This is a genomic window from Rhizobium sp. TRM96647 (assembly GCF_025780115.1).
Classification (GTDB): domain Bacteria; phylum Pseudomonadota; class Alphaproteobacteria; order Rhizobiales; family Rhizobiaceae; genus Mycoplana.
In genome coordinates, this window is sequence record NZ_JAOXHF010000001.1 from 375,840 (window position 1) to 398,775 (window position 22,936).

10 protein-coding genes and 1 riboswitch are annotated in these 22,936 nt (G+C 69.9%); all 10 genes read right to left on the reverse strand.

From position 1 onward, the window contains the following. Positions 1-34: 34 nt before the first annotated feature. Positions 35-9,265, reverse strand: coding sequence for a non-ribosomal peptide synthetase/type I polyketide synthase (locus OCK02_RS01740; RefSeq protein ID WP_263811531.1), 9,231 nt, complete (start codon positions 9,263-9,265; stop codon positions 35-37). A 61-nt stretch (positions 9,266-9,326) separates the two neighbouring features. Further along, positions 9,327-13,802, reverse strand: coding sequence for a MupA/Atu3671 family FMN-dependent luciferase-like monooxygenase (locus OCK02_RS01745; protein ID WP_263811532.1), 4,476 nt, complete (start codon positions 13,800-13,802; stop codon positions 9,327-9,329). 584 nt (positions 13,803-14,386) lie between these two features. Continuing rightward, positions 14,387-15,382 (reverse strand): TRAP transporter substrate-binding protein, encoded by a 996-nt coding sequence (locus tag OCK02_RS01750; RefSeq protein ID WP_263811533.1) that lies wholly within the window; start codon positions 15,380-15,382, stop codon positions 14,387-14,389. 11 nt (positions 15,383-15,393) lie between these two features. Then, positions 15,394-17,139, reverse strand: a complete 1,746-nt coding sequence (locus OCK02_RS01755) for a TRAP transporter large permease subunit (RefSeq protein WP_318530108.1) — start codon at positions 17,137-17,139, stop codon at positions 15,394-15,396. 20 nt (positions 17,140-17,159) lie between these two features. After that, a complete protein-coding gene (gene thiD, locus OCK02_RS01760; protein WP_263811534.1) occupies positions 17,160-17,960 on the reverse strand; it encodes a bifunctional hydroxymethylpyrimidine kinase/phosphomethylpyrimidine kinase in 801 nt (266 codons plus the stop codon). Further along, complete coding sequence (gene thiE / locus OCK02_RS01765) at positions 17,957-18,619, reverse strand: thiamine phosphate synthase (protein WP_263811535.1); 663 nt, start codon at positions 18,617-18,619, stop codon at positions 17,957-17,959. The genes thiD and thiE overlap by 4 nt, the downstream gene beginning before the upstream one ends. Next, complete coding sequence (locus OCK02_RS01770; protein WP_263811536.1) at positions 18,606-19,343, reverse strand: hydroxyethylthiazole kinase; 738 nt, start codon at positions 19,341-19,343, stop codon at positions 18,606-18,608. The genes thiE and OCK02_RS01770 overlap by 14 nt, the downstream gene beginning before the upstream one ends. A gap of 5 nt (positions 19,344-19,348) precedes the next feature. Beyond that, positions 19,349-20,293, reverse strand: a complete 945-nt coding sequence (locus OCK02_RS01775) for an ABC transporter substrate-binding protein (protein ID WP_263811537.1) — start codon at positions 20,291-20,293, stop codon at positions 19,349-19,351. After that, on the reverse strand, positions 20,290-21,075 hold the full coding sequence (locus OCK02_RS01780; protein ID WP_263811538.1) for an ABC transporter permease: 786 nt from the start codon (positions 21,073-21,075) through the stop codon (positions 20,290-20,292). Before OCK02_RS01780 ends, OCK02_RS01775 begins: the two co-directional genes overlap by 4 nt. A gap of 142 nt (positions 21,076-21,217) precedes the next feature. After that, a riboswitch (TPP riboswitch) is annotated at positions 21,218-21,321 on the reverse strand. 28 nt (positions 21,322-21,349) lie between these two features. After that, the gene (locus tag OCK02_RS01785; RefSeq protein ID WP_263811539.1) at positions 21,350-22,768 is read right to left on the reverse strand and encodes an MFS transporter; all 1,419 of its coding nucleotides are present in this window, start codon (positions 22,766-22,768) and stop codon (positions 21,350-21,352) included. Positions 22,769-22,936 lie beyond the last annotated feature (168 nt).

A 22,936-nucleotide genomic window follows, 5' to 3' on the forward strand; every position in this document is an offset into this window, starting at 1 on the left:
ATCCTTCGGTCGCCCGCGCCTCCGGCACCCCGCCTTACGACGACAGCCTCTCCTCGATCATGGCGGCGAGACTGCGCGCGTTCTCCGTGCGCAGCATCGTCAGGTGGTCGCCCGCGACCCAGGGCGTTTCCAGCCGCTCCGGCGCGACGAACGCCTTCCAGCCGAGCGTCGGATCCGCCTCGAGCGTCAGCTTCTGGACAAGGTGGAGCGGGTGCGTCCGGAACAGGGTGACCGGTGCGGCGATGGGGCCGCCCTCATACTGCCGGGCCGCCGCCATCCACAGCCGCTCGACCTGGCGCTGGCGATAGAGCGGCAGGTTCGTCCGCCTGATCATCTCCAGCACGGGGCCACGCTGGACGAACTTGCGCACCTTCACCGACAGCCGCCTCCAGAAATAGGGCATCCCCTCGTCGCGCATGAGCGCGATCTCGTTCTCCAGCCTCTGGCGCGGCGTCAGCTGAACGAGCGGCTGGAAGTCCCTCGCGAAGGAAGGCGCATAGGTATCGAGCACGAACAGCCGCTCCACCCTGGCGCCCATGGCCTCCAGTTGCCGCGTCATCTCCAGCGCCGTATAGGCGCCGCCGGAATAGCCGGCGAGGATATAAGGCCCTTCCGGCTGGTGCCGGCGCAGGTAGCGGATGTTCTCCGCCGCCATCTCCTCGATGCTCGAATGCGGCGCGTGCCCCTGGACCCCGCGGGTCTGGAAGCCGATCGCCGGGCGCTTGCGCCCGAGCAGGGTGCCAAGCTCGAAGAGGTTGTTGACGTTGCCGCCGACGCCGCCGACGACGAAGAAGGGCATGCCGCCGGCATCCGGGCCGGGATCGATGACGGTGCTCGTGTCCCAAGGCGCGTCCGGCCCCTCCATCGACGCGGCATCGCGCTCCAGAAGTGTCGCGAGCTCCCGCACCGTCTGGTTGGCGAACAGCGTCGAGATCGGCAGGTCGTGGCCGAATTCGCGCCGGATGCGGTCGAACAGCCTGACCGCCAGCAGCGAGTGGCCGCCGAGCGCGAAGAAGTTCGCATTGGCCCCGATCCGGTCGACGCCCAGCACCTCGCACCAGATCGCCGCCACCCGCGTCTCGGCCTCGCCGCGCGGCATTTCCGCCGCCGGATCCGCCAGCGCCTCGATCCGCACCTCCGGCAGGCGGCCGCGGTCGACCTTGCCGTTCTGGTTGAGGGGAATCTCGTCCACCGCGACGAAGAAGGCCGGACGGGCGAATTCCGGAAGGATCCCCGCCACGTGCTCGGAAAGCGCATCGGAAGTGGGTGCCGTTCCGTCGGCGATGAAGTAGGCCACCAGGATCTTGTCGGCCTGTCCCTCCGGCACCTTCGCCACCACGACCGCCTGGCGGATCGCGGGATGGCTCTCGAGCGCGCCCTCGATTTCCGTCAGCTCGACGCGGAACCCGCGCACCTTGACCTGGGTATCGGCGCGCCCGAAGAAGCGCAGAACGCCGTCGCCCGGATCCATCGCGAGATCCCCGGAGCGGTAGAGCCGGAGCTTGTCATTCCAGGGTGCGGCCACGAACTTCTGGTCGGTCAGTTCCGGCCTGTTCCAATAGCCGAGCGCCAGGCCGCGGCCGGCGATGCACAATTCGCCGATCATCCCGGTCGGCACCGGCTGCAGCGCATCGTCGACGATGTAGATCTGCGTTCCGGGAATGGCCTTGCCGATCGGCAGCGGCAGCCCACGGTCGAGATCGGCCGCCGTCACGGCATGGGCGTTGGTGACGTTGCTTTCCGTCGGTCCGTAGCCGTTGATCACCGTCAGCCCCGGGCAGGCCGCCATCACCTGCGCCACATGCGTCGGCGACACCACGTCGCCGCCGACCACGGCCTGGTCGACACGCGCAAACGTCGAGGGCCGCAGGTCGGCCACGGCATGGAACAGGCCGGATGTCAGCCACAGCGTGTTGACGCCCTGGCTCGAAATCGCGTCGGAAAGCTCGGAGATCGAAAGCGTCCCGTCCGGCGGAACCACCATCGTTCCACCGTGCAGCAGCGCCCCGAAGATGTCGATGATGGAGGTGTCGAAGGCAAAGGCGGAGGAATGCAGTGTCACCGTTTCCGGGCCGAGCCGCAGCCAGTCGGTATCCCTGAGCAGCCGGATGACGGAACGGTGCGGCAGCACCACGCCCTTCGGCACTCCGGTCGTCCCCGAGGTGAACATCACATAGGCGATCGTCTCGCCGGTGATGCCGGGCTCCGGCGGCCGGGCCGGGCCGGTCGGCAGGTCCGTCATCGCGATCGTGCGGACCCCGGTCGCCGAGACCGCCTCGCACGCGCCGAGCAGCACCTTGATGCCGGTATCCCGCGCCATGAACTGCAGCCGGTCGGCCGGCAGCGTCACGTCGAAGGGGACATAGCCGGCACCCGCCTTCAGCGCTCCGAGGACTGCGACCGGCAGGAGCAGCGATCGGCTCGACGAAATGCCGACGAGATCGCCGTGGCAAACCCCTTCCGACGCCAGAAGCGCCGCCAGCGCGTCCGAACGTGCATTGAGCGTCGCGTAGTCCATCGTCTGGTCGAGATAGCGCACGGCGACCTGGGCTGGCGCCCGGGCCACGACGCTTCGGAACACCTCCACGATCGTCTGCGGGCCGGCAGCCGCCGGATCGACATGGCTGCCGCTCGCCGGCCGGCCGGTGTCGCCGCGCAGGAGCTCCAGGACCGGCGTCTCGAGCCCCGCCGGGGCCGATGCGATCGCTGCGAGGAACTGCCCGAAGTTCGTCGCCAGGTGCGCAATGGTCTCGCGGTCGAACAGCGCGGTCGCATAGTTCCACGAGAACTCGACCCGGCCCGGCGCGTCGAACAGGTTGAAGAAGAGCTCGAAATATTCGTGGCCGGTCGGATTGACCTCGATTCGCGCCGGCGTGTCGCCGAGGCGGAGATCGCCGATGTCGGCAAGGCCGTCCAGGTTGACCACGACCGGAACCAGCGCCAGCCGCGACGGATCGCGGGGCACCTGGAGATCGCGCATCAGCGCGCCGTAGGAATAGCTCTGGTGGTCGATCGCTTCCAGAAGCTCCTGCCGGGTCTGCGCCAGCAGTTCGCCCAGCTTCACATCCGGGCGGATGGTCCCGCGCACCGGCAGCAGGCTGACGCCGTGCCCGACCGCGCCTTCCAGCCGATGGGCGAGCTGTCCCGAGGCGGGCACCCCGATCACCACGTCGGTCGACCGCGAGAGCCGCGACAGGTAGTAGCGGAAGGCGGCGAGGACGACGTTGCGAAGCGACGTGCCGGCCTCCTGGGCTCGGGCGCGCAGTGATGCCTCCAGGCCGGTGTCGAGCCTGGTCTCCACCCGGTCCGCCTGCGTGCCGCGCACGACCGGGTAGGGCCGGTCGGTCGGCAGGTCGATCGCCGGCAGCGGCCCGGCATATTTCTTCAGCCAGTAGTCGCGATGGCGCGCGGCATCCGCGCCCTCCGCCCATTGCGCCTCGGCCGCGACCAGCGCGGCAATGCCGGTCGGCGCGGGAAGCCCCGCCGGCCGTCCCGTCAGCGCCGCCGCATAGAGCGCGGAGAGATCGGCCAGAAGCACGCCCATCGACCAGCCGTCGCAGGCGATGTGGTGGACGAACAGCACGAGCTCCGCCCTTGAAGGCGAAAGCCGCATCAGCAGGGCGCGCAGCACCGGCCCGTCGACCAGGTCGAAGGGCATGCGCGCGTTTTGCGCATGCAGCGCGTCGCGCCGCGCTCTCTGCTCCAGCTCACAGAGGGCGGAGAGATCCGCCTCCTCGAAGCTCGCCTCCCGGTGCGGATGGATGGTCATCGTCTGGGCGTACACGTCGAAGGACGCCCGCAGGCTGTCGTGGCGCGCGACGATCCCGTCCAGCGCGATGCGCAACGCCGCGCTGTCGATGGCGCCGTCGAGGTGCAGGCTGAAGGACAGGTTGTAGGACAGCGACGCGGCCGGATTGATGCTGATCGCGGTTGCGAGTTCGCGCTGCCCCTCCGTCATTCCGACACGGCGCACCGCGGCCGTGTCCGGCGCAGGCTCGCCCGGTGCTTCGGCCACCGCGACGGCCATCTCCGCATGCGGGACCTCGGCACGGACCAGGGCTGCGAGTTCGCCGAGCTTCGACGCCTGGAACAGGGTCGCAAGCGGCATCGCGACGCCGAATTCCTTGCGCAGGCGCGCGAACATCCGCACCGCATTGAGCGAATGGCCGCCGAGCGCGAAGAAGTCGTCGTCCGGCCCGATACTGGAAACGCCGAGAATCTCGGTCCAGATCGCCGAAAGCTGCGCGGTCACCGGATCGCTGATCCGGCCGCCGCCACCCTGCCGGGCGGTATGTGCGGGCGCAGGTGTCGCGACCTCGGCGAGCGCAAGGCGGACGTGATCCAGCGACACCGGCGAGACGACCAGTTGTCGGCCCGGATGCGCGAAGACGCGCGCAAACAGGTCCTGCGCCTCGCAGGCGCGGATTCCGGTCGCCATCAATTGCGCGGTCAGGCCCGGTTGCGTGGCCGAACCACCGAAGCTGTCGCGCTCGACCTCGCGCATCGAGAGTTTTTCGAGCAGCGCGACAAGGCAGCCCTCCCGGTCGAACACGGCGACGTCGAACGACACGAACCGTCCCGGCTCGCCGTCGACTTGGACCGAGCGGCTGGAGATCGCCGCGGGCAGCGGCCTGAAGACGCGGATCCGCCCGATCGACATCGGCACCCAGAGCCGGCCCTCGCGCCGGTCCAGCGCGGCGAGCCCGACCGTCATCGCCATGTCCATCAGCGCCGGATGCAGGGCATGGGTCCGCAGGTCCTCCCCGAACGGTCGGGCCAACCTGAAATCGCCCTCCGCGACGCCGTCGCCGGCGCGCAGCGCCTCGATGCAGTCCCAGCGGGGGCCGAAGGCGATAACGTCCTGTTGCGGCGCCCGCCCGCCGCCGGGCGCACCGGCCCCCTGCAGCGGAATATCGAGCGAATTCGGCAGGCTCGTCCCGGCCGGCCCGACCGCGACAACCTGGAGCCGGACGTGCTCCACCGGCGCCCGTTCCGCACCGATCGTGCTCTCGATCGACAGGTCGTAACCCCTGCCCTGCGGCTGCAGGCGGATGATGACGCGGCGCGGCATACCGTCGAAGGTCATCGGCAGGGCGAAGGAAAGCGCCGAAAGCTCGAACAGGCCGGCGCCCATCACCGCCTCCGCCGCCGCCTGGGCGAGCTCGACATAGGCCGTCCCGCACAGCACCGGCTGTCCCGCGACCACATGCTCCGAGACCCGCCAGTCGCCTTCCGGATCGATCACCGTCTCGAAGCGGATCCTGCCGCCTGGCTCGTCGTGACGCTGCCCCAGCAGCGGATCGCCTACGACGGCCTCGCCCGCGCCATAGGCGCGCGCCGCCATGCCGATGTCGCGCCAGGCCCCCCACGCGATCGACAGCCCGTCCCCGCGCGCGGCGGCCAGCGCCTCGAGCGCGGCGTTCGCCGCGGCATAACCGGTCTGTCCGGCCCCACCGATCACGACGGAGGACGAGGAGATCACGGCAAAGAAATCGATGCTGCCCTCCGGCAGGAGCCGGTTCAGCACCATGGCGCCGGCAAGCTTCGGCCGCATCACGGCCTTGGCCGCCTCGAGCGGCCGGGTTGCCAGCGGCGCATCGTCGAGGATGCCGGCGGCGTGGATGACGCCGTGCAGCGCCCCGAACCGGGACCGCACCGTCCCGATCGCCTCCGCCATCGCAGCCTCGTCGGCGACATCGGCCTGCAGGAACAGGACCGCCCCGCCCTCGGCCTCGATCTCGCCGCGCAGCGCCGCGTCGTCGATTGCCGAACGCGAGAGTAGCGCCAGCCGGGCCCCCGCCGAGCGGGCGAGCCACACTGCAAGCGCGCGACCGATGCCGCCCGTGCCGCCGGTGATGAGATGCACCCCGCCCTTGCGCAGCCGGCCGGGGAGGTCCGCGGGGGCCGGCGCGGGTGCGCGCGTGCGGGTGCGGACGAAGCGGCGCCGGCCGCGCAGGGCCACGTGATCGGCCTCGTCGCTGCCGGCAGCTTCCGCCAGAAGTGCCGTCACATCGGACGGGTCAGGATCCGGCCCGATATCGGCGAGGACAGCGCCAAGGCCGGCGATTTCACGCGGGGCGACCCTGACGACGCCGAGCAGGGCGGCGCGTTCCGCCCGCTCCGCCCCAATACCGGGCGCAGCGCCGGGCAAGGATGCCGCCCCCGAGGAGACGAGCACCAGCCGCGTCCCCGGCTCGGGGCCTGCCTGCTGCAGGAACCGGGCGAGCAGATAGGAGACGTCGAAGGCGCGCTCCGAAAGAACGGGATCGACGCCCCAGAGGCAGAGCACCCGGCGGGGCACGGCCGGCAGCGCCGCGGCCAGCGCGTCGAAATCGTCCGGCGCATCCGGACGAAGCACGAACCCGCCCGGCGCGACGGCAAAACCGTCGCCGGCCCGCAGCACCGTCATCTGCGCACCTGCCGCTCCGAGCCGGGCGACCACGGCCTCGGAAAAAGCATCGCTGCCGGCAAGCACCAGCCAGTCGCCGCCAAGATCGGCCGCACCGCCCGAACGCGGCCGCTCCGTCCATTCGAGGACTTCCACCCAGTCCGCCGGATCGGCGATGCGCGTGAGCGGTGGTGCTGTGTCGCTCTCCGCCGCAGCCGCCTTGCCGCGACCGGGCTCGATCCAGTGCCGTTCCTTCTCGAACGGATAGGTTGGCAGCGACACGCGCCGGCCGGCCCCGCCCGGAAGCCGGTCGGCGTCCAGCTCGACGCCGTTCGCCCAGAGCCCGCCGAGCGCGGCCACGGCCACACCCATCTCGTCCTCGCCGTCGCGCGGGCGCGGCGCCGAGGGCAGGATCGCCAGTGGCGCGTTCTTCGTCGTTGCGGCCGCCACCAGCGGCCCGACCGTCTGCCCCGGGCCGACCTCGATGACGACGCTGTCGGGCGCTTCGAGCACGGCTGCGACCGCATCGGCGAAGCGGACCGTATGCCGCAGATGGCGCACCCAGTAGTCGGCCGAGACGAAATCCTGCCCGTCGGCCCAGCTGCCACGCAGCGACGAGACCATCGGCACCGTCGGCTGCCGGAAGGATATGCCCTCGAGCCCGTCCCGGAAGCAGTCGAGCTGGTCGTCCAGTTGCCGCGAATGGGCGGCGACGTCGATATGGACGCGCCGGGCCTCGTGCTCGCTGCCGGCAAGCTGCGCCTCCAGCGCCTCGATCCCGGCGACGGGGCCGGACACGATGGTGGACTGGGCCGTGTTGATGGCGGCGATGTCGAGCCCTTCGCCGATCAGCTCGCGCACGCGCATCTCGCCGAGCGGCACGGAGGTCATCGCGCCAGCCGGCGCCTGCTCCATCACCCGCCCGCGCAGCGTCACGATCTTCAGCGCATCGGCAAGCCCCAGGACGCCGGCGGCCAGCGCGCCGGCATATTCGCCGGCACTGTGGGCGACGATGGCGTCCGGACGGATGCCCCAGCTCTCCCAGAGCCGGCAATAGGCATATTCGAGGATGAACAGCGCCGGGATGGCGTAGCTCGAGCGCGAGAGCTTGACCCGGGCGCCCTCGTCGTTCAGGCGTGCACCGAACATGACCTGGCGCAGGTCCGAAGGCGCGGTGTCGGGCAAAATCGCAAAGCACTGGTCCACCGCAGCGGCGAAGACGGGCGACGACGCCATCATCCCCGCACCCGCGCCCGGATACTGGGCGCCGCCTCCCGGGAACATGAAGATGATCCGCGGCGGCTTGGAACGCGCCTTTCCGTGCCGGCGGAGCGGCGTCGCCTTCGCAGCCAGGGCCCCCTTCAGGTCGTCGTCCGTGCGGGCCGCGATCGCGAAGCGCTCGGCGAAATGCCGGCGCCCCTGCCTGAGCGTGAATGCGATGTCCGCCATCTCCGGAACCTCCCCGTCTGAGTGGGACTTCCACCGTTCGCGCAGCCGCTCGAGCGCGGCTTCGTTGCGGGCGGAAAAGGGGAAGAAGCGCCATTCGGCGGCAGCGGTCGCCTGCGGGCGGGGCGGCGCCTCCTCGACGATCATGTGGGCGTTGGTCCCGCCGACACCGAGCGAATTGACGGCGGCGCGGCGCGGACCGTTCGACGACAGCCATTCGCGGCCCTCGCCGACGACCCGAAAGGGGCTTGCGGCGAAATCGAAGCGGCTGTTGGGCTTGCGGAAATTGAGGCTCGCCGGCAGGTGGCCGTGGCGCAACGCCTCCACCACCTTGATGAGGCTCGCCGCCCCCGCGGCCGTATCCAGGTGGCCGATATTGGTCTTGACGGAGCCGATGCCGATGCTGCCCGCGGGCGCGGCACCGTAGACCTGCTTCAGAGCTGCAAGCTCGATCGGGTCGCCGATCGGCGTTCCGGTTCCGTGCATCTCGATGTAGGAAAGGCTGCCGGCCTCGACGCCAGCGAGCGCGAGGGCCTCCGCCGCGGCTTCCGCCTGTCCGTCGACGGACGGTGCGAGATAGCTCGCCTTGCCGGCACCGTCGTTGTTGACCGCACTCGAAAGGATCACCGCCTTGATGTCGTCACCGTCGGCGAGCGCGTCCTCGTAGCGCCGAAGCGCCACCAATGCTGCGCCAGAGCCGAATACCGTGCCCCGGCTGTCGTCGTCGAAGGCACGGCAGAGCCCGTCCGACGACAGGATCTCGCCTTCCGCATAGCGATAGCCGGTGCGGTGCGGCAATTCGATCGTCACCCCGCCGGCGATCGCCATGTCGCATTCCATGTTCAGGAGCGAACCGATCGCCGTGTGGACGGCCACGAGCGAGGTCGAGCAGGCGGTCTGCACCGCGATCGAGGGGCCGGTGAGGTTGAGGAGATAGGACAGCCGCGTCGGCAGGAAATCCTTGTCGTTGCCGTTGTGGCGCAGGAGGAACAGGCCGATCTCCTCGACGAGCTCGGGATTGGACAGGAGATTGAAGGGAAGATAGGCCTGCATGCCCGAGCCGGCGAAAACGCCGATCCGCCCGTCGAAGCGTTCCGGAACATAGCCCGCATCCTCCAGCGCCTCCCAGCCGCATTCCAGGAAGTGCCGGTGCTGCGGATCGAGGATGGCCGCCTCGCGTGGCGAAAAGCCGAAGAAGCCGGCGTCGAAGCATTCCATGTCGGGAAGCACGTGCGCGACACGCACATAGGCGGGATCGGCAAGCGCCTTGCGGCTGACGCCGGCGGCGATCAGGTCCGCCTCGGTGAGCCGCTGCGCGGCCGATCGTCCCGCAGACAGCATCGACCAGAACTCGCCGACATTGCGCGCGGCGGGAAAGCGCCCGGCGCGCCCGATGATAGCGATGCGTTGGTCGGGTAGGGTCCTGTCCATCGGCTGTCCATCTTCCCTTCGAGATTTGTCCGGTTTGCCCGGCGAGCGGTCCCTGCCGCCGTCAACGTCGCCCGAAGCGGGCAAGGCGTGCGGCGGCCCGCGCGGCGCCACGATCGGCCGCGCTGGCCGTCGCGGTGGCCCCGCCTGCCAGGTGCGCGGCAATCGCGCGGATGGTGGGGAAGCGGAAGAGATCGGTGATGGCCACCTCGCGCCCGAGCTTCTCCCTCATCCGGCGCTGGACCTGGACGACCAACAGCGAATGTCCTCCGAGGTCGAAGAAGTTCTCCGTGACCGAGACCTCGTCGAGCCCAAGCGCCTCGCGCCAGATTTCGACGATGCCGGCCTCGACGTCGCCTTCCGCCGCCGTCATCTCGCCTCGTTCCGCACGAGCCTGCGGCACGGGCAGCGCCTTGCGGTCGATCTTGCCATTCGGCGTCAGCGGCATGCGCTCCAGGACGACGATCTGCGACGGCACCATGAAGTCGGGCAGTTTGGCCGCGAGGAGCGCACGCAGCCCGCTTATGGCAGGATGCGTCTTGCCGGCCGTCACATAGGCGACGAGGCGCACGTCGCCCTGGCCGAATTCCACCGCCCTGACAGCCGCCTGCCGGACACCGTCTTGGGAGGCGAGCAGCGCCTCGATCTCCCCGAGTTCGATCCGGTGACCGCGGATTTTCACCTGTCCGTCGATCCGGCCGAGGAACTCCAGCGTTCCGTCCGGATGACGGCGGACGAGGTCCCCGGTGCGGTAGTAGCGGCCTTCGGGCGTATCCACGAAGCGCTCGGCCGTCAGTTCCGGCCGGCCCCAGTAGCCGCGGGCGAGCCCTGCGCCGCCGATCCAGAGCTCGCCCTCGATCAGGTTCGGAAGCGGCAGCCCCGTGGGCGAGCGCACGCTCAGATCCGTGTTGGCGATGGGCGCGCCGAGCGGCACGCGGTCGCCGACGGCATCCAGCCGCGCGACCGAGGACCAGATCGTCGTTTCCGTCGGCCCGTACATGTTGAGAAGCGTCCCCGGCAACGCCGCCCGCAGGCTGCGGGCGAGATCGGGCGGGAAGGCCTCGCCCCCCACCATCATGCAGTCAAGCCGTCCGAGCGCCTGCCGCCCGGCCGGATCGCCGGCGAGATAGGTCGCCATCGACGGCGTGCATTGCAGGTGGGTGATGCCGCCGGCGACGATGTCCTCGGCGACGGAAGCCTTGCGGGAAATCCCGCCCTCGGCCGCGAGCCTGTCCATCAGCCGCCGGATGTTCGGCAGGTTGGCGAGCGCCGTCTCGGCCTCGACGCCGAAGTCGATCAGGCAGGCGATCTCGTCCACGCCGATGGCGGCCACGTTGCGCACGATCTCCCCGGCCGTCTCCGGCGTTCCGAACAGGCCCGCCGTCCGGTAGTAGCGCTCGAAGGCATGGTCGAGCAGCGCGTCGAGTTCGGAAGCGGAAAGCTCCTCTTTCTCGAACACCTCCTGCGGGGTCATCCCCGCCTTCCCGGCCCGCTCGACGATCGTCGGGAAGGTCCAGGCGGCGCGACGCACGAGATCGACGGCGCTCTTCAGGTAGCTCTTCATCGGCTGGCGCGCGGCCGCGAGCACCGCCTCCTCGTCCTCGCCGATGAAGGTGTGCAGCATCAGCACCACGTGGCCCGGGCCGGCATGGCCGGCTTTCGCGCGCGCCACGCGGTAGGCGCGGATCTTGTCTTCGACCTCCGCCAGCGTCTGGCCGAGCAGATGGGTGAGCACGCCGCAGCCCAGCCGACCGGCGGCCTCGAACGTCTCGGGATTGCCGGCTGCGGTCAGCCACAGCGGCATGTCCCGCTGCACCGGACGGGGATGGATCCGGATCTCGACCGGCTCGCCGTCGTGTCCCGGAAACGTCATCGCCTCGCCCCGCCAGAGCGTCCGCAGCGTCTCGATCGATCGAAGCATGATTTCCTTCCGGTCAGAGAAGGCCTCGGGCCGGAGCAGGAAGTCGTTGGGCTGCCAGCCCGAGGCCAGCGCCAGGCCGGCACGGCCGTTGGAGAGGTTGTCGACCAGCGCCCAGTCCTCGGCCGCGCGCACCGGATGATGCAGCGGCATCACGGTCGATCCGGCGCGCAGCTTGACGTTCTTCGTCAGCCCGGCAAGGGCTGCAGAACTGATGGCCGGGTTCGGATAGAGCCCGCCGAAGGCATGGAAATGCCGCTCCGGCGTCCAGATCGCCTCGAAGCCGTTCTCATCGGCAAAGCGCGCCCCTTCCAGGAGCAGCCGATAGGCCTGGTGGCCGCTGCCGGCCGCCTCGGAGGCGAAGTAGAAGAGGGAAAAGGCCGGAAGCGCGCCCTCGCCCGCCCCGTCGGCCTGCAGCACCAGCGTCGCGCCGCGGGCGAGCGTCCAGAGGATTTCCAGCACCGAGATGTCGAAGGACACAGACGTGACCGCCAGCAGGCGCGCTCCTTGGGAAAGGGGCACGGTGGCGTCCATGCCGGCGAAGAAGTTGGCAACGTTCCTGTGGGCGATCATCACGCCCTTCGGCCGGCCGGTCGAGCCGGACGTATAGATGAGATAGGCGAGGTCGCCGGGCGTGCCGCGCGCATCCTCGACAGCGGGCCCGACCGCGTCGGGCAGGATGACGATGCCGGGATCGAGCGCCAGCCGGCTGGCCGCAGAACGGCTCGCCACGACGATCGGCGCGCCGGAATCCTCGAGCATGAAGCCGATGCGCTCGGCCGGATAGGAGGGATCGAGCGGCAGGTAGGCCGCCCCCGTCTTGAGGATGGCGAGCATCGCCACCACCAGTTCGACGGAGCGCTCGAGGCAGAGCCCGACGACGACGCCCGGCGCCGCGCCGCGTTCGGCGAGCGCGCCCGCCAGCCGCGCCGCCCGGGCGTCGAGCTCGCGAAAGCTCAGCCGGGTCGCACCCGCTTCCAGCGCCGGTGCGTCCGGCGTCGAGGCGCATATATCAGCGACCATCGCATGGATCGTGCGCGGTTCGGCGCCCGAAACATCGTTTCGCTCCGCCGCCATCTCGCGTCCGAGCGGCAGGGTCGCAAGCGGCGCGCCCGCCCGCGCCACGAACGCGCCGAGAAAGACGGAAAAGTCCGCGGCAAGCGCTGCGAGCACCGCCGGCGCGAAACGGCCGCTTGCGATGCGGATCGACGGCGGATCGGCGCAGAGTTGCACGGCGGCACCCTCTGGCCCCTGTTCCGCCCGCGTTGCCAACACGACGCCGAGCGCCTGCTGCGCCCTCTGTCTCGCTTCCGCGTCGGCGAGGCGCAGCGGCAGATCCGCCGCCATCGGCGCCCGCGCGAACGCGGCCTGCCGCGCAAGCCGCAACGCCTCCGTCGCATCGTGCGGCGTCATGCCGGCTGCGATGTCGAGCGTGACCGGGCGCCGGTCCGAAAGCCAGGGGACCCGGGACGGCCGGGGAGCCTGGGCGTCCGGTTCGAGGCAGGTGATCGTCGCCCGCGCCTGCCCGGTCAGGCCCGCGATCCAGGCGAGCCAGGCCGCCGCAAGCGTGTCGGCGTCCGCCTGCTCCGCCTCGAGCAATGCCGTGCCGCTGCCGGCCGTGTGCGACAGCGGATAGGGCGGCAGCGCCGGCACGGCCCGCCGCAATTCGGCTTCCCATTCCGGCTCGGCCTTGCCCGTCTCCGCCGGCTCCGGCGCGGGGCAGTCGCGAACCGATGGCAGCACGACGCCTGGCATGAGCCCGGCTGCGACGGGATCGACCGGCCTGCCGAAGAGATCGGCGAGCCCGCCCAGCCGCACGCCGGCATCGGCCGCCATGACGGTGACCGTATCGCCGTCGCTGGCGACGACGGCTCCGGCCGTTCCCGCAACGTCCGTGACGATCTCGAGCCGGCCGACCGTCAGGAGCGCCGTCCCCGTCCACAGCTTGGCGAGCGCGAGCGGGTTCGCATAGCCGCCGAAGTTCAGGCCGCGCACCATGCGGCAGAGCGCGCCCGCCGACGCGGCGAAATCGAGCGTGCCGAGCGCCTCCGGCCGCTTCGCCTTCGCATACCAGCCCCGTTCGCCCGTGGCAGGCGATGGCGCGCACCGCCCTTCCATCAGTTCGGGCAGCAGTTCGCAGAAACTCTCGAATCCGGCCTCGTAGCATCGCGCGTTGAGGCTGAAGGCCGTGTCGTTGGGCCCGATCGGGAAGCGCCGCTGCTTCAGCACGCTGCCGGCGTCCACGTGCCCGGTCATCTCGTGCCACGTCACCGCATGCTCGGCGGCACCCTCGATGACGCTCCAGGCCGGAACGTTCGATCCCGCCCGCGCCGGCAGCGGCCCGTCGTGGAAATTGACCGCCGCAAGCCTCGCCCTGCGCAGCGTCGCCGGCGACAGGACGGTCAGGTTGGCGACACTGAAGATATAGTCCGCCTCCTGCCCGATCTCGGCCTCGTCTAACGCCCCGTGGGAGAGGTCTTCGGCCTCCGCCCAGGCGGCGATCTGCGGATCGGTGGTGACGATGCCGGCGAGCCTTCCGCCCGCTGCGCGGAAGGCTTCCGCGCAGCGAAGGAGCAATGTGCCGTTACCGAAGAAAATGGCGGTCGGATGAATTTCAACCACGCGATACCCTCGAGCCTTGACCGTCGAAAGTGTCGAAGTATCAGCCGGGCCCCAGGCGGAATCCAGAAGTTAAGTGCTTCTAACAATGATGATATTGGCTGCCTTCACAGTCGTAAGGTGGGTGCACGGTGGCCATTGCCGTCACGGAACGCACAACCTTTGGTCTTAGATAAGGTGTGCATCCGGACCACAAGAAGATTGATCCCTACGCCATGTCGCTAAGCGCGCGGTAGCGCGCATATCTCTCCCGGATGATGCGGGTGAAGGCAGCCGACCGCGCCTTTTTCGCTGCCGTGTCATCAGGTTGCATGGAATCACATCGGGCTCGCACACGCATTTGGCGACCGCCGGGAATGGATGAGAGCTAAATCCTTGGATCTAAATTGAATTATTGAGCACGCTCCGGCAGGCGCGGCGGCAGGATCCCTCGCCACACGCAGTGCGGGCAATGCCGTCAGCAACCCTGACCTTTACACCCCTTATTCCTGTACGCGGGCCGCGTAATCGGGCCCTGCCCGCGGCGGGTCTTTTGGGGATAGCCCTATTGGCTGCGCAGGAGGCATCGTCGCCACGCCAAAAATCGCCTACGCCCCCTGTACCGTCGCAATCCTGTCCCAGCCGCCGACGACGTCCGCAAGGTCCCGCCACACGATCTCGGCCCCGCGCTCCCACGCCTCCCGCGCATCGACCTTGACGACCTCGCCGCCGCCCGCGATCGCCTGCCGGACGGACGCCGCCTCGTCCTCGACGATCAGCCGGTTGAAAGCATCGGCCCCCAGCGCCGAAGCCTCCCGCAGGACCTCCCTCTCCGCTTCCGGAAGCCCGTTCCAGAAGCCGGCGGCGAAATAGACCACGCCGGAGGCGCGGATATGGGCGGTCTCGGACAGGTACGGCACGACCTCGTAGAGCCTGAAGCCGGCATAGGCGGACTTCGTCAGGTCCATCGCATCGGCCACGCCGGTCGAGAGCGCGTTGTAGGTCTCGGTGATGGGGACGCCGACGGGAATGGCGCCGTAGGCGTTCCACAGCCTCGTGTGAAGCGGGCTCTGGATCACGCGCATCTTCATCCCCTGCATCTGCGCCGGCTCGGTGACCGGTTCCTTGGTCAGGAGGTGCCGGGCGCCATAGTCGATGAACCCACCGACGACGAAGTTCTGCGCCTGCAGCCTGAGCTTCAGGTCCTCGCCGACGGGCCCCTCGATAACCCGGCGCACGTGGTCCGCATCCCGATAGAGGAACGGCAGGTCGAGGATCTGCCCTTCCGGCACCCAGCCCGCCAGCGACGACAGGGTGGCGAGGCTCGCATGGACCGAGCCCAGCCTGGCCCCCTCCGCCACCTCCTTCTCGCCGCCGAGCGCCCCGTTCGCGACGACGTTGAAGCGGAACCGGCCGGGCAGTCGCGCCTCGACCGTCCCGGCGATCTGCCGCCAGATCTTCGTTTCCGGCTTGTCCTCGCCGAGCAGGGAGGCGACGGTGATCGTCGTCGCGCGCGCGTGAGCCGGGCGCACGAGCGCCGGCGCGGCCAGCATCGCGGCCGTTGCGGAAGAGCGGAGGAACAGGCGGCGGGTCAGGCGGGTCATGAAGGCTCCGATCACGACAGAAGCGCATAGGCGCTGAGAAGGAAGAGGGAGAAGAGCAGGGCTGCGAGGTAGGGCAGGACGGCGCGGAACAGCGCCGGCGCCGGCACCCCGGTGACACCGCCGACGACATAGACGAGCATGCCGAGCGGCGGCGTCAGACCGTGGATCATCAGGTTGACGACCACGATCACGCCGAACTGGACGGGATCGATGCCCGCCGAGACGGCGGCAGGCAGTAGGATCGGGCCGAGCAGCAGGATCGCCGCGCCGATGTCGAGCACCAGCCCCAGGAGCAGCAGCACCACGTTCGACAGCAGCAGCACCGCAAGCGCCCCCCCGCCGAAACCCGAGACCACCTGCGCCACCGCGCCGGCGATGTCGTCCATGGCCAGAAGTGCGGCAAACGGGCCGGCCGAGCCGATCAGCAGGCCGATCGCGGCCGCCTCCGCCGCGGCCCGCCGGAAGGAAGACCAGAGCGTTCCGGCCGTCGTTCCTGCGGCCATCCCGAGGGCGAGCGTATAGAAGGCGGCGACCGCCGCAGCCTCCGTCGCGGTGACGATGCCGAGTCGGATGCCGGCAACGACGATCACGCCGAGGCCGAGTGCCGGCAGCGCGGCTGCCGCGGCCGTCCTCCGGTCGTCTCTGGATGCCGGCCGGCCCGAACTGCCTTCGTCCGCGCAGGCGTGGATGGCGACGGCGAGGCAGGCCGCCATCAGCCCCCCGGCGAAGACGCCGCCGACAAGCAGCGGACCGACCGGCAGGCTGGTCGCCGCCGCCAGCAGCAGGAAGGCGATCGACGGCGGAATGACGTTGTCCAGCACCGAGGTCGCAGCGATGATCGCGCCGGCCTTCGGCGGCGGATAGCCGTTGCGGACGAGTTCGGGATAGAAGGTCGACGCGCCGAAGGCGGCGTTGGCGACCGACGAGCCGGAGGCCCCGGAGAAGAAAACGCCGGAAAGCAGCGTCGTCTGCGCCAGGCCGGCGCGCCGGTGGCCGACCAGCGCCTTGGCCAGCCGGACCAGGCGCCCGGCGGCTCCCGAAACGGTCAGAAGTCCGCCGGCGAGAAGGAAGAAGGGGATCGACAGCAGCAGGAACCGCGACATGCCGGAGACGGCGGAGGAGACGATCGCCGGTTCCGGCAGGCTCGCGCCGAAGGCGATCGCCACATAGGCGGCGGCGAGAAAGGCATGCGGCAGCGGCGCGGCGGCCATGAGGCCGAGCCCGGCGACGAGCGCGAGGAACAGGCTCGGCGGCAGGGTCGTCCCGACCGCCAGATGCGGCACCGCCAGGTAGACGGCCGCCCCGACGCCAAGGGACGATAGCACCGGCACCAGCCGGCCCTCCGCCATCCGCTTCAGCAGAAGTGCTGCGAGCAGCAGCAGGCCGCCGCCGCCGAGAAAGCCGAACCGCACCCATTCCGGCAGCCCCAGCATCGGCGAGACGCCGCCGAGCAGCCCCATGATCTCGTGGCTGCCGGACACCATCACCAGCGCCGCCACGACACTGAAGACGTCGCCGCCAAACTGCCGCCAACGTGCCGGCAGGCTGCGCGAGAACAGGTCCATCCGCATCGCCAGCGCGCCGTTCAGGGCCAGCGGCATGCCGAGCGCGATCAGCGCCACATGCAGCCATATGCACAGCTCCTCCACGCCGACGACGCCGGTATGAAAGACGTAGCGCAGGACGACGGAGGCCAGCACGATAGCAAGGAGTGCGGCAAGGATAAGCGCGCACAGAAGGCCGAGCACGGCCTCCATCGATACAAGCAGCCGCCGGCTCAAGCCGGCCACCAGCGGTGAAAATGGTGCACCGGCCCCCGGCCGCCCCCGACGGCGAGGTCGCGCCCGGCCAGGAGCGCCTGCTGCAGGTAGGCCCTGGCCATGGCGGCCGCCGCGAAGAGGTCGTACCCCCTGGCGAGGTTGGCGGTAATCGCCGCCGCCAGCGTGCAGCCCGTGCCGTGGTCGTGCCGTGTCTCGATCCGGGGGGCCGACAGGCGGCGCACCTCATTGCCGTCGAAGTAGAGGTCGGCGCTCTCGGCGCCGTCGCCATGGCCGCCCTTGACGAGCACCGCGCCCGCGCCGGCCTTCATGATCGCCTCGGCCTGGCGGGTCATGGCGGCCCAGTCGGCGGCGACCGGCGTCCCCGTCAGCAGCGCCGCTTCCGGCAGGTTCGGCGTCACGATCAGCGACAGCGGCACGAGTTCCCCGACCAGCGCGGCGATCGCCTCCTCCCGCAGCAGCCGGTCGCCGGAGGTCGCCACCATCACCGGGTCGAGCACCGGGCGCAGGCCGAACCGCCGCAGACCGTCCGCGATCGTCGCGATCGTTTCGCTCCGCGAGACCATGCCGATCTTCACGGCGCCCACGGAGAGGTCGGTCAGCACCGCCTCCATCTGCGCCGCCACCATCGGCGGCGAGATATCCTCCACCGCCGCAACCCCCTTCGTGTTCTGCGCGGTGACCGCGGTCAGCACGCTCGCGCCATAGACGCCGAGCGCCGAGAACGTCTTGATGTCCGCCTGGATGCCGGCGCCGCCGCCGCTGTCGGACCCGGCGATGGTGAGTGCGATCGCGGTCATGCCGCTCTCCCTTCGAGCGCCACGTCGACGGCTGCCCGGAACGCCGCCGTCGCCCGTGCCGTGTCGCGGCTGCGGAAGATCGCGGAGATCGCGGCCACGCCATCGGCGCCGGCAGCGATGACGGAGGGGATGCGGGCAAGATCGATGCCGGCGATGGCGCCGACCGGCAGCGCCGGATTGAGGGCGCGCACCTGCTCGCGCAACAGCCTCAGCCCGTCGATCCCGACCGGCGGGTCCGGGTTCGTCTTCGACAGCGTCTCGAACACGCCGCCGATGCAGGCATAGTCGACCGGCGCCCGGCCGGCGCGGTCCGCATCGGTCGCGTTCTTTACCGTCAGCCCGATGATCGCCTGCGGCCCCAGCAGCCGGCGCGCCGTCTGCGCATCCATGTCGTCGGCTCCGAGATGTACGCCGTCGGCGCCGGCCGCCAGCGCCACGTCGACACGGTCGTTGACGACGAACGGCACGCCGATGCCCTTGAGCGCCTCGCCGATCGCCTTCGCCTGCTCGATCATTGCCGCCGTCGAGGCGGTCTTGTCGCGATACTGGATCAGCGTCGCGCCGTTTCGGGCCGCCGCCTGAGCGAGCGCGGCAAGCGGGCCGAGGTCGGCAAGCCCGGCATCCACCAGCGCATTCAGCCGATAGTCAATCCTGGTCATGTTGGATCCTTGCATGGGTGAGAAGCTCCCGTTCGCCGACCACGGACAGCGCATCGAGAAAGGCGGCGCCGAAACTGCCGGGGCCGCGCGCGATGGTGGCGGCGCGTTCGGCTGCGACGCCGGTGACCGCAAGGGCGCTCGCCGCGGCGAGGACGGCATCCGGCTCCACCGCCAGGAAGGCGGCGATGACGCTGCCGGTCAGGCATCCCGTCCCCGTCACCTCGGCCATCCAGCGGTGGCCGTTTTCGACGCGGATCGCTTCGCCGCCGCTGCCGATCCGGTCGACCGCACCGGTCTGGATGCGCAGGCCCGGCCCGTCGTCGCCGATCAGCGCCATCTCGGCCGCATTGCCGCGCACGATGGTCGGCCCGAGCGCGATGAGCTCCTGCGCGAAGGCCAGGCGGGAGGGCGAATAGTCGCAATGGACGGGATCGAGGATCCACGGCTTACCGGCCGCCTTGGCGACTTCGACGGCGCGCAAGATCACCCGCCGGCGCTCCGCATCGAGCGTACCGAGATTGACCGTCAGCGCATCCGCCCTTGCGGCGAAGTCGGCGATCTCCTCCATCGACGAGGTCATCGACGGGATGCCGCCGACGACGGTGATACCGTCGGCGGTGAATTTCTGCACCACCGTGTTCATCAGGCAGTGGACCCGCGGCCTTCGCTCCCGCACGCGGGCAAGGACAAGGGCCGCCGCCTGCGGCGTCGGATAGGTACCCATCGCGCTCACCGGAGCTCGACCGCGACAGCGTCGACGGCCGGCGCCACCGCAATCAGGCCGCTCTCCTGCATGAAGGCGCCGAACCGCGCGTAGCGCCCGCGGTCGAGTGCCGCCGGTCGCTTGGCGAAGCGCGGCAGCGTGTCGGTGAAGGCCTGCCGGTTCAGCGCGTCGTCGAGATCCGGATAGGCCTTGACGAAGATCTGCCAGGCTTCGTCCGGATGGTTGGTGATGAACACGGCAGCCGTCTCCACGGCGGCAAGAAAGCGCGGCAGGCGATCGTCGGCGACGAGATCCTTCTGGGTCACGAAGACCAGCTCGTCATAGACCGGCACGCCGTGCTCCTCGGGGAAGAAGGAGCGGCCCTCGTGGCCCTCCAGCCGCATCTGCGTCAGCTCGAAGTTGCGAAACCCGCCAAGCGTGGCATCCACCTTGCCGCCGATCAGCGAGGGCGACAGCGAGAAGTTGACGTTGACGAGCTCGACGTCGCTCTTGGAAAGGCCCTCCGAAGCGAGCATGCGCCCGAGCATCGCATCCTCGAAGCCGGAGACGGAAAAGCCGATCTTCTTGCCCTTGAGGTCCTTCAGGCTGCGGATCGGGCCGTCTGCCAGCACGGTGATCGTGTTCAGCGGCGTCTCCACCAGCGTGCCGAACCGGACGAGCGGCAGGCCGGCGGCATGGTCGAGATAGAGATTGGGCTGGTAGTGCACGCCGATATCGGCCTGCTTGGCCGAGACCAGCCGCGGCACAGCGGAGGGATCGGCCGGCGGCACGAGTTCGACCTCCAGGCCGGCCTCGGCGAAGAGGCCGCGTTCTCGGGCGATCACCATCGGCGCATGGTCGGGATTGACGAACCATTCGAGCAGGACCGTCAGCTTGTCGGCGGCGGATGCGGGACCGGCAGCAATGCCGGCAAGCGCGAATGTCAGGAGGAAGGAAAGGATTCGGATCATGGTTTGCGACGTCTCCTGCGCAAGGGATGGAAGGACGGGGTTTCGGTTTCGTCGGCCCAGGGCGTGAGGCCGGCGGTGAGGCGGTCGACGGCAAGCCGCAAGAGCACGGTCAGTGCGGCGAGAACCGCCATGGCGACGAAGACGGTCGCAGTCTGCATGCGGGCGTTCGCCTGCACCATGACGAAGCCGAGGCCGGCCGAGGCCCCCACCCATTCGCCGACGACGGCGCCGAGCGGCGCCAGCGGGGCGGCCACCCTGAGGCCGGAGATGAGCCCCGGCAGCGCCAGCGGCACCCGCACGGCAACAAGCGCCTGCCAGTGCGTCGCAGGCGTCAGCGACACGGCGTCGAGGACGGTGCGATCGGTCCGTCGCAGCCCGTCGGCAAAGGCGGAGGCAACCGGGAAGAAGATGATGATCGTCGTCATCGCCACCTTCGAGGCCATGCCGAAGCCGAGCCAGAGAACGAGGATCGGCGCCAGCACGAAGACGGGAAACGCCTGCAGGATCAGCACCATCGGCCAGACGAACTGGCCGAGGCGCGGCAGCGCCGCGATACCGAAGGCCGTGGCAGTGCCGAAGACGGTACCCGTCAGGAGGCCGGCCAGGATCTCCGTCATCGTCACTAGGCTGTGGCCGGCAAAGAAGCCGGGACGCTCCGCGAAGGCCGAAGCGACGGCCGCAGGCGAGGGCAGGAGATAGGGTGGGGGAGCGAAAAGCCACACGGACGCCTGCCAGAGAGCGGCAAGGGTGACCGTGGCCAGCCCCGCGTGAAGGGCGCGCATGGTCCTGTCAGGCGGCCGCGGCGCGTCCGCCTCGTGTCAGGTGCCGTGGCCTGTCGGCGGCCGGATGGTCAGCAAGCGTCATGGTCGATCTCCCGAACGATTTCACGGAGATCCAGGTGAAGCGGAGAAGAGAAAGAGGCACCTTGCGGGCGTTTTCCGTTCCTACGCCGGTATGACCCGGATCAGGTTCAAGGGTCCGGCTCACCGCCATCTCAGCACCGTTACGATGCCCCCCTCGGAATGGGTGGGAAACTGACGAAAATATCGGCCGCTGTCAATGTCCGAATGGAACGGGTGCGACCGCGGCTGGTGTCCTCGGCCTGTCGGCCGGATAGGGCGTCGGCAGCAGCAGGACGAGGCCGACGACGAGGAACACCACCAGCGCCCCCATGCCGAGCGCGGCCGAGCCGGTGACGCTGGTCACGATCCCGACGGAGAGGGGGGCTGCGAACGAGGTCGCCCGGCCGGTCAGCGCGTAGAGGCCGAAATAGCGGCCGGCCTCTTCCGGCGCGACGCTTCTGGCGAGGTAGGAGCGGGCGGACGCCTGCACCGGGCCGAAGGCGATGCCGACGAGTAGGCCGTAGACGATATAGGCCTTCTCCGCCGCCGTGCCGAACAGCCCGCCGGAATCCTCGCCCGGCAGCGGCAGCAGGCCGAACAGCGTGTGCCCGGGCGCCGTCGAGACGATCCCGAGCGTGGCGACGATCAGGCAGGCGAGGCTCGCAACCACGACACTCTTCGAGCCGAGGCGGCTGTCGAGCCGGCTCGCCCAGAAGCAGCCGCCGATCGCGACCACGTTGAGGATGATGCCGTAGATGCCGAGTTCCATCGTCTGCCAGGCGAACATGCCGGCGGCGAAGGTGCCGCCGAGCGCCAGAAGACCGTTGACCCCGTCCTGATAGACCATCCGCGCCACCAGGAACCGCAGGATGCCGCGGCGCGCCTTGAGTTCGCCGAGCGTATCGCCGATCAACGAAAGGCCGGAGCGAACGGCCTTCATGATGGGAAGACCCCGGCCGCGATCGGGCGTGAACAGAAACATCGGCAGGATGAAGACGAGATACCACACGGCCGAGATCGGCCCCGTCACGCGCGCGTCCTCGCCGGTGGCCGCATCCAGCCCGAACAGCGGCGCGATGCCGAGCGCCGTCAGCCCGGTGTCGGGGCTTGCGGCGAAGAACAGCACCACGGCGATCAGCACCATCATGCCGCCGAGATAGCCGAGCCCCCAGGCGAGGTTGGACACCCGCCCCGCCTCCTCGGGCGGCACCAGCGAGGGCATCATCGAATCATTGAAGACGATGGAGAATTCGGCCGCGACCGTGGCCAGCACCATCAGCATCAGCGGCAGCAGCAGGCTCGTGCCCGGCACCGCGTACCAGAGCATCCAGACCGACACGATCTGGACGACTGCCAGCGCGCCGATCCAGGGCTTGCGCCGGCCCGAGGCGTCGGCGATGGAGCCGAGCACCGGCGACAGCAGCGCGATGATGATCCCGGAGATCGTCAGCGTATAGCTCCAGGCCGCCTGGCCGCTCACCGGATCGGCGGCCATGCGCGAGACGAGATAGGGGCCGAAGATGAAGGTGGTGATGACGGTGAAGAACGGCTGCGCCGCCCAGTCGAAGAGCATCCATCCCAGGATTCCGGGCCGTCCCGCCGGATGCGCCGCCTCGGTATTGCCTGTCGTCATCGTCCCTCCGCCGGAAGCGCCGCCTGCCTTCGGACTCCCGACCGTCGAGGCCGGATCGATCCCTGCGAACCATGCAAGGGGACGCACGGGAGAGGTTATCCATCCGCCCGATGGTTAGCCGGATGCCGAACGGGCCCCGGCGGCTCGGAGCTGAAGCCGGGCGCGACA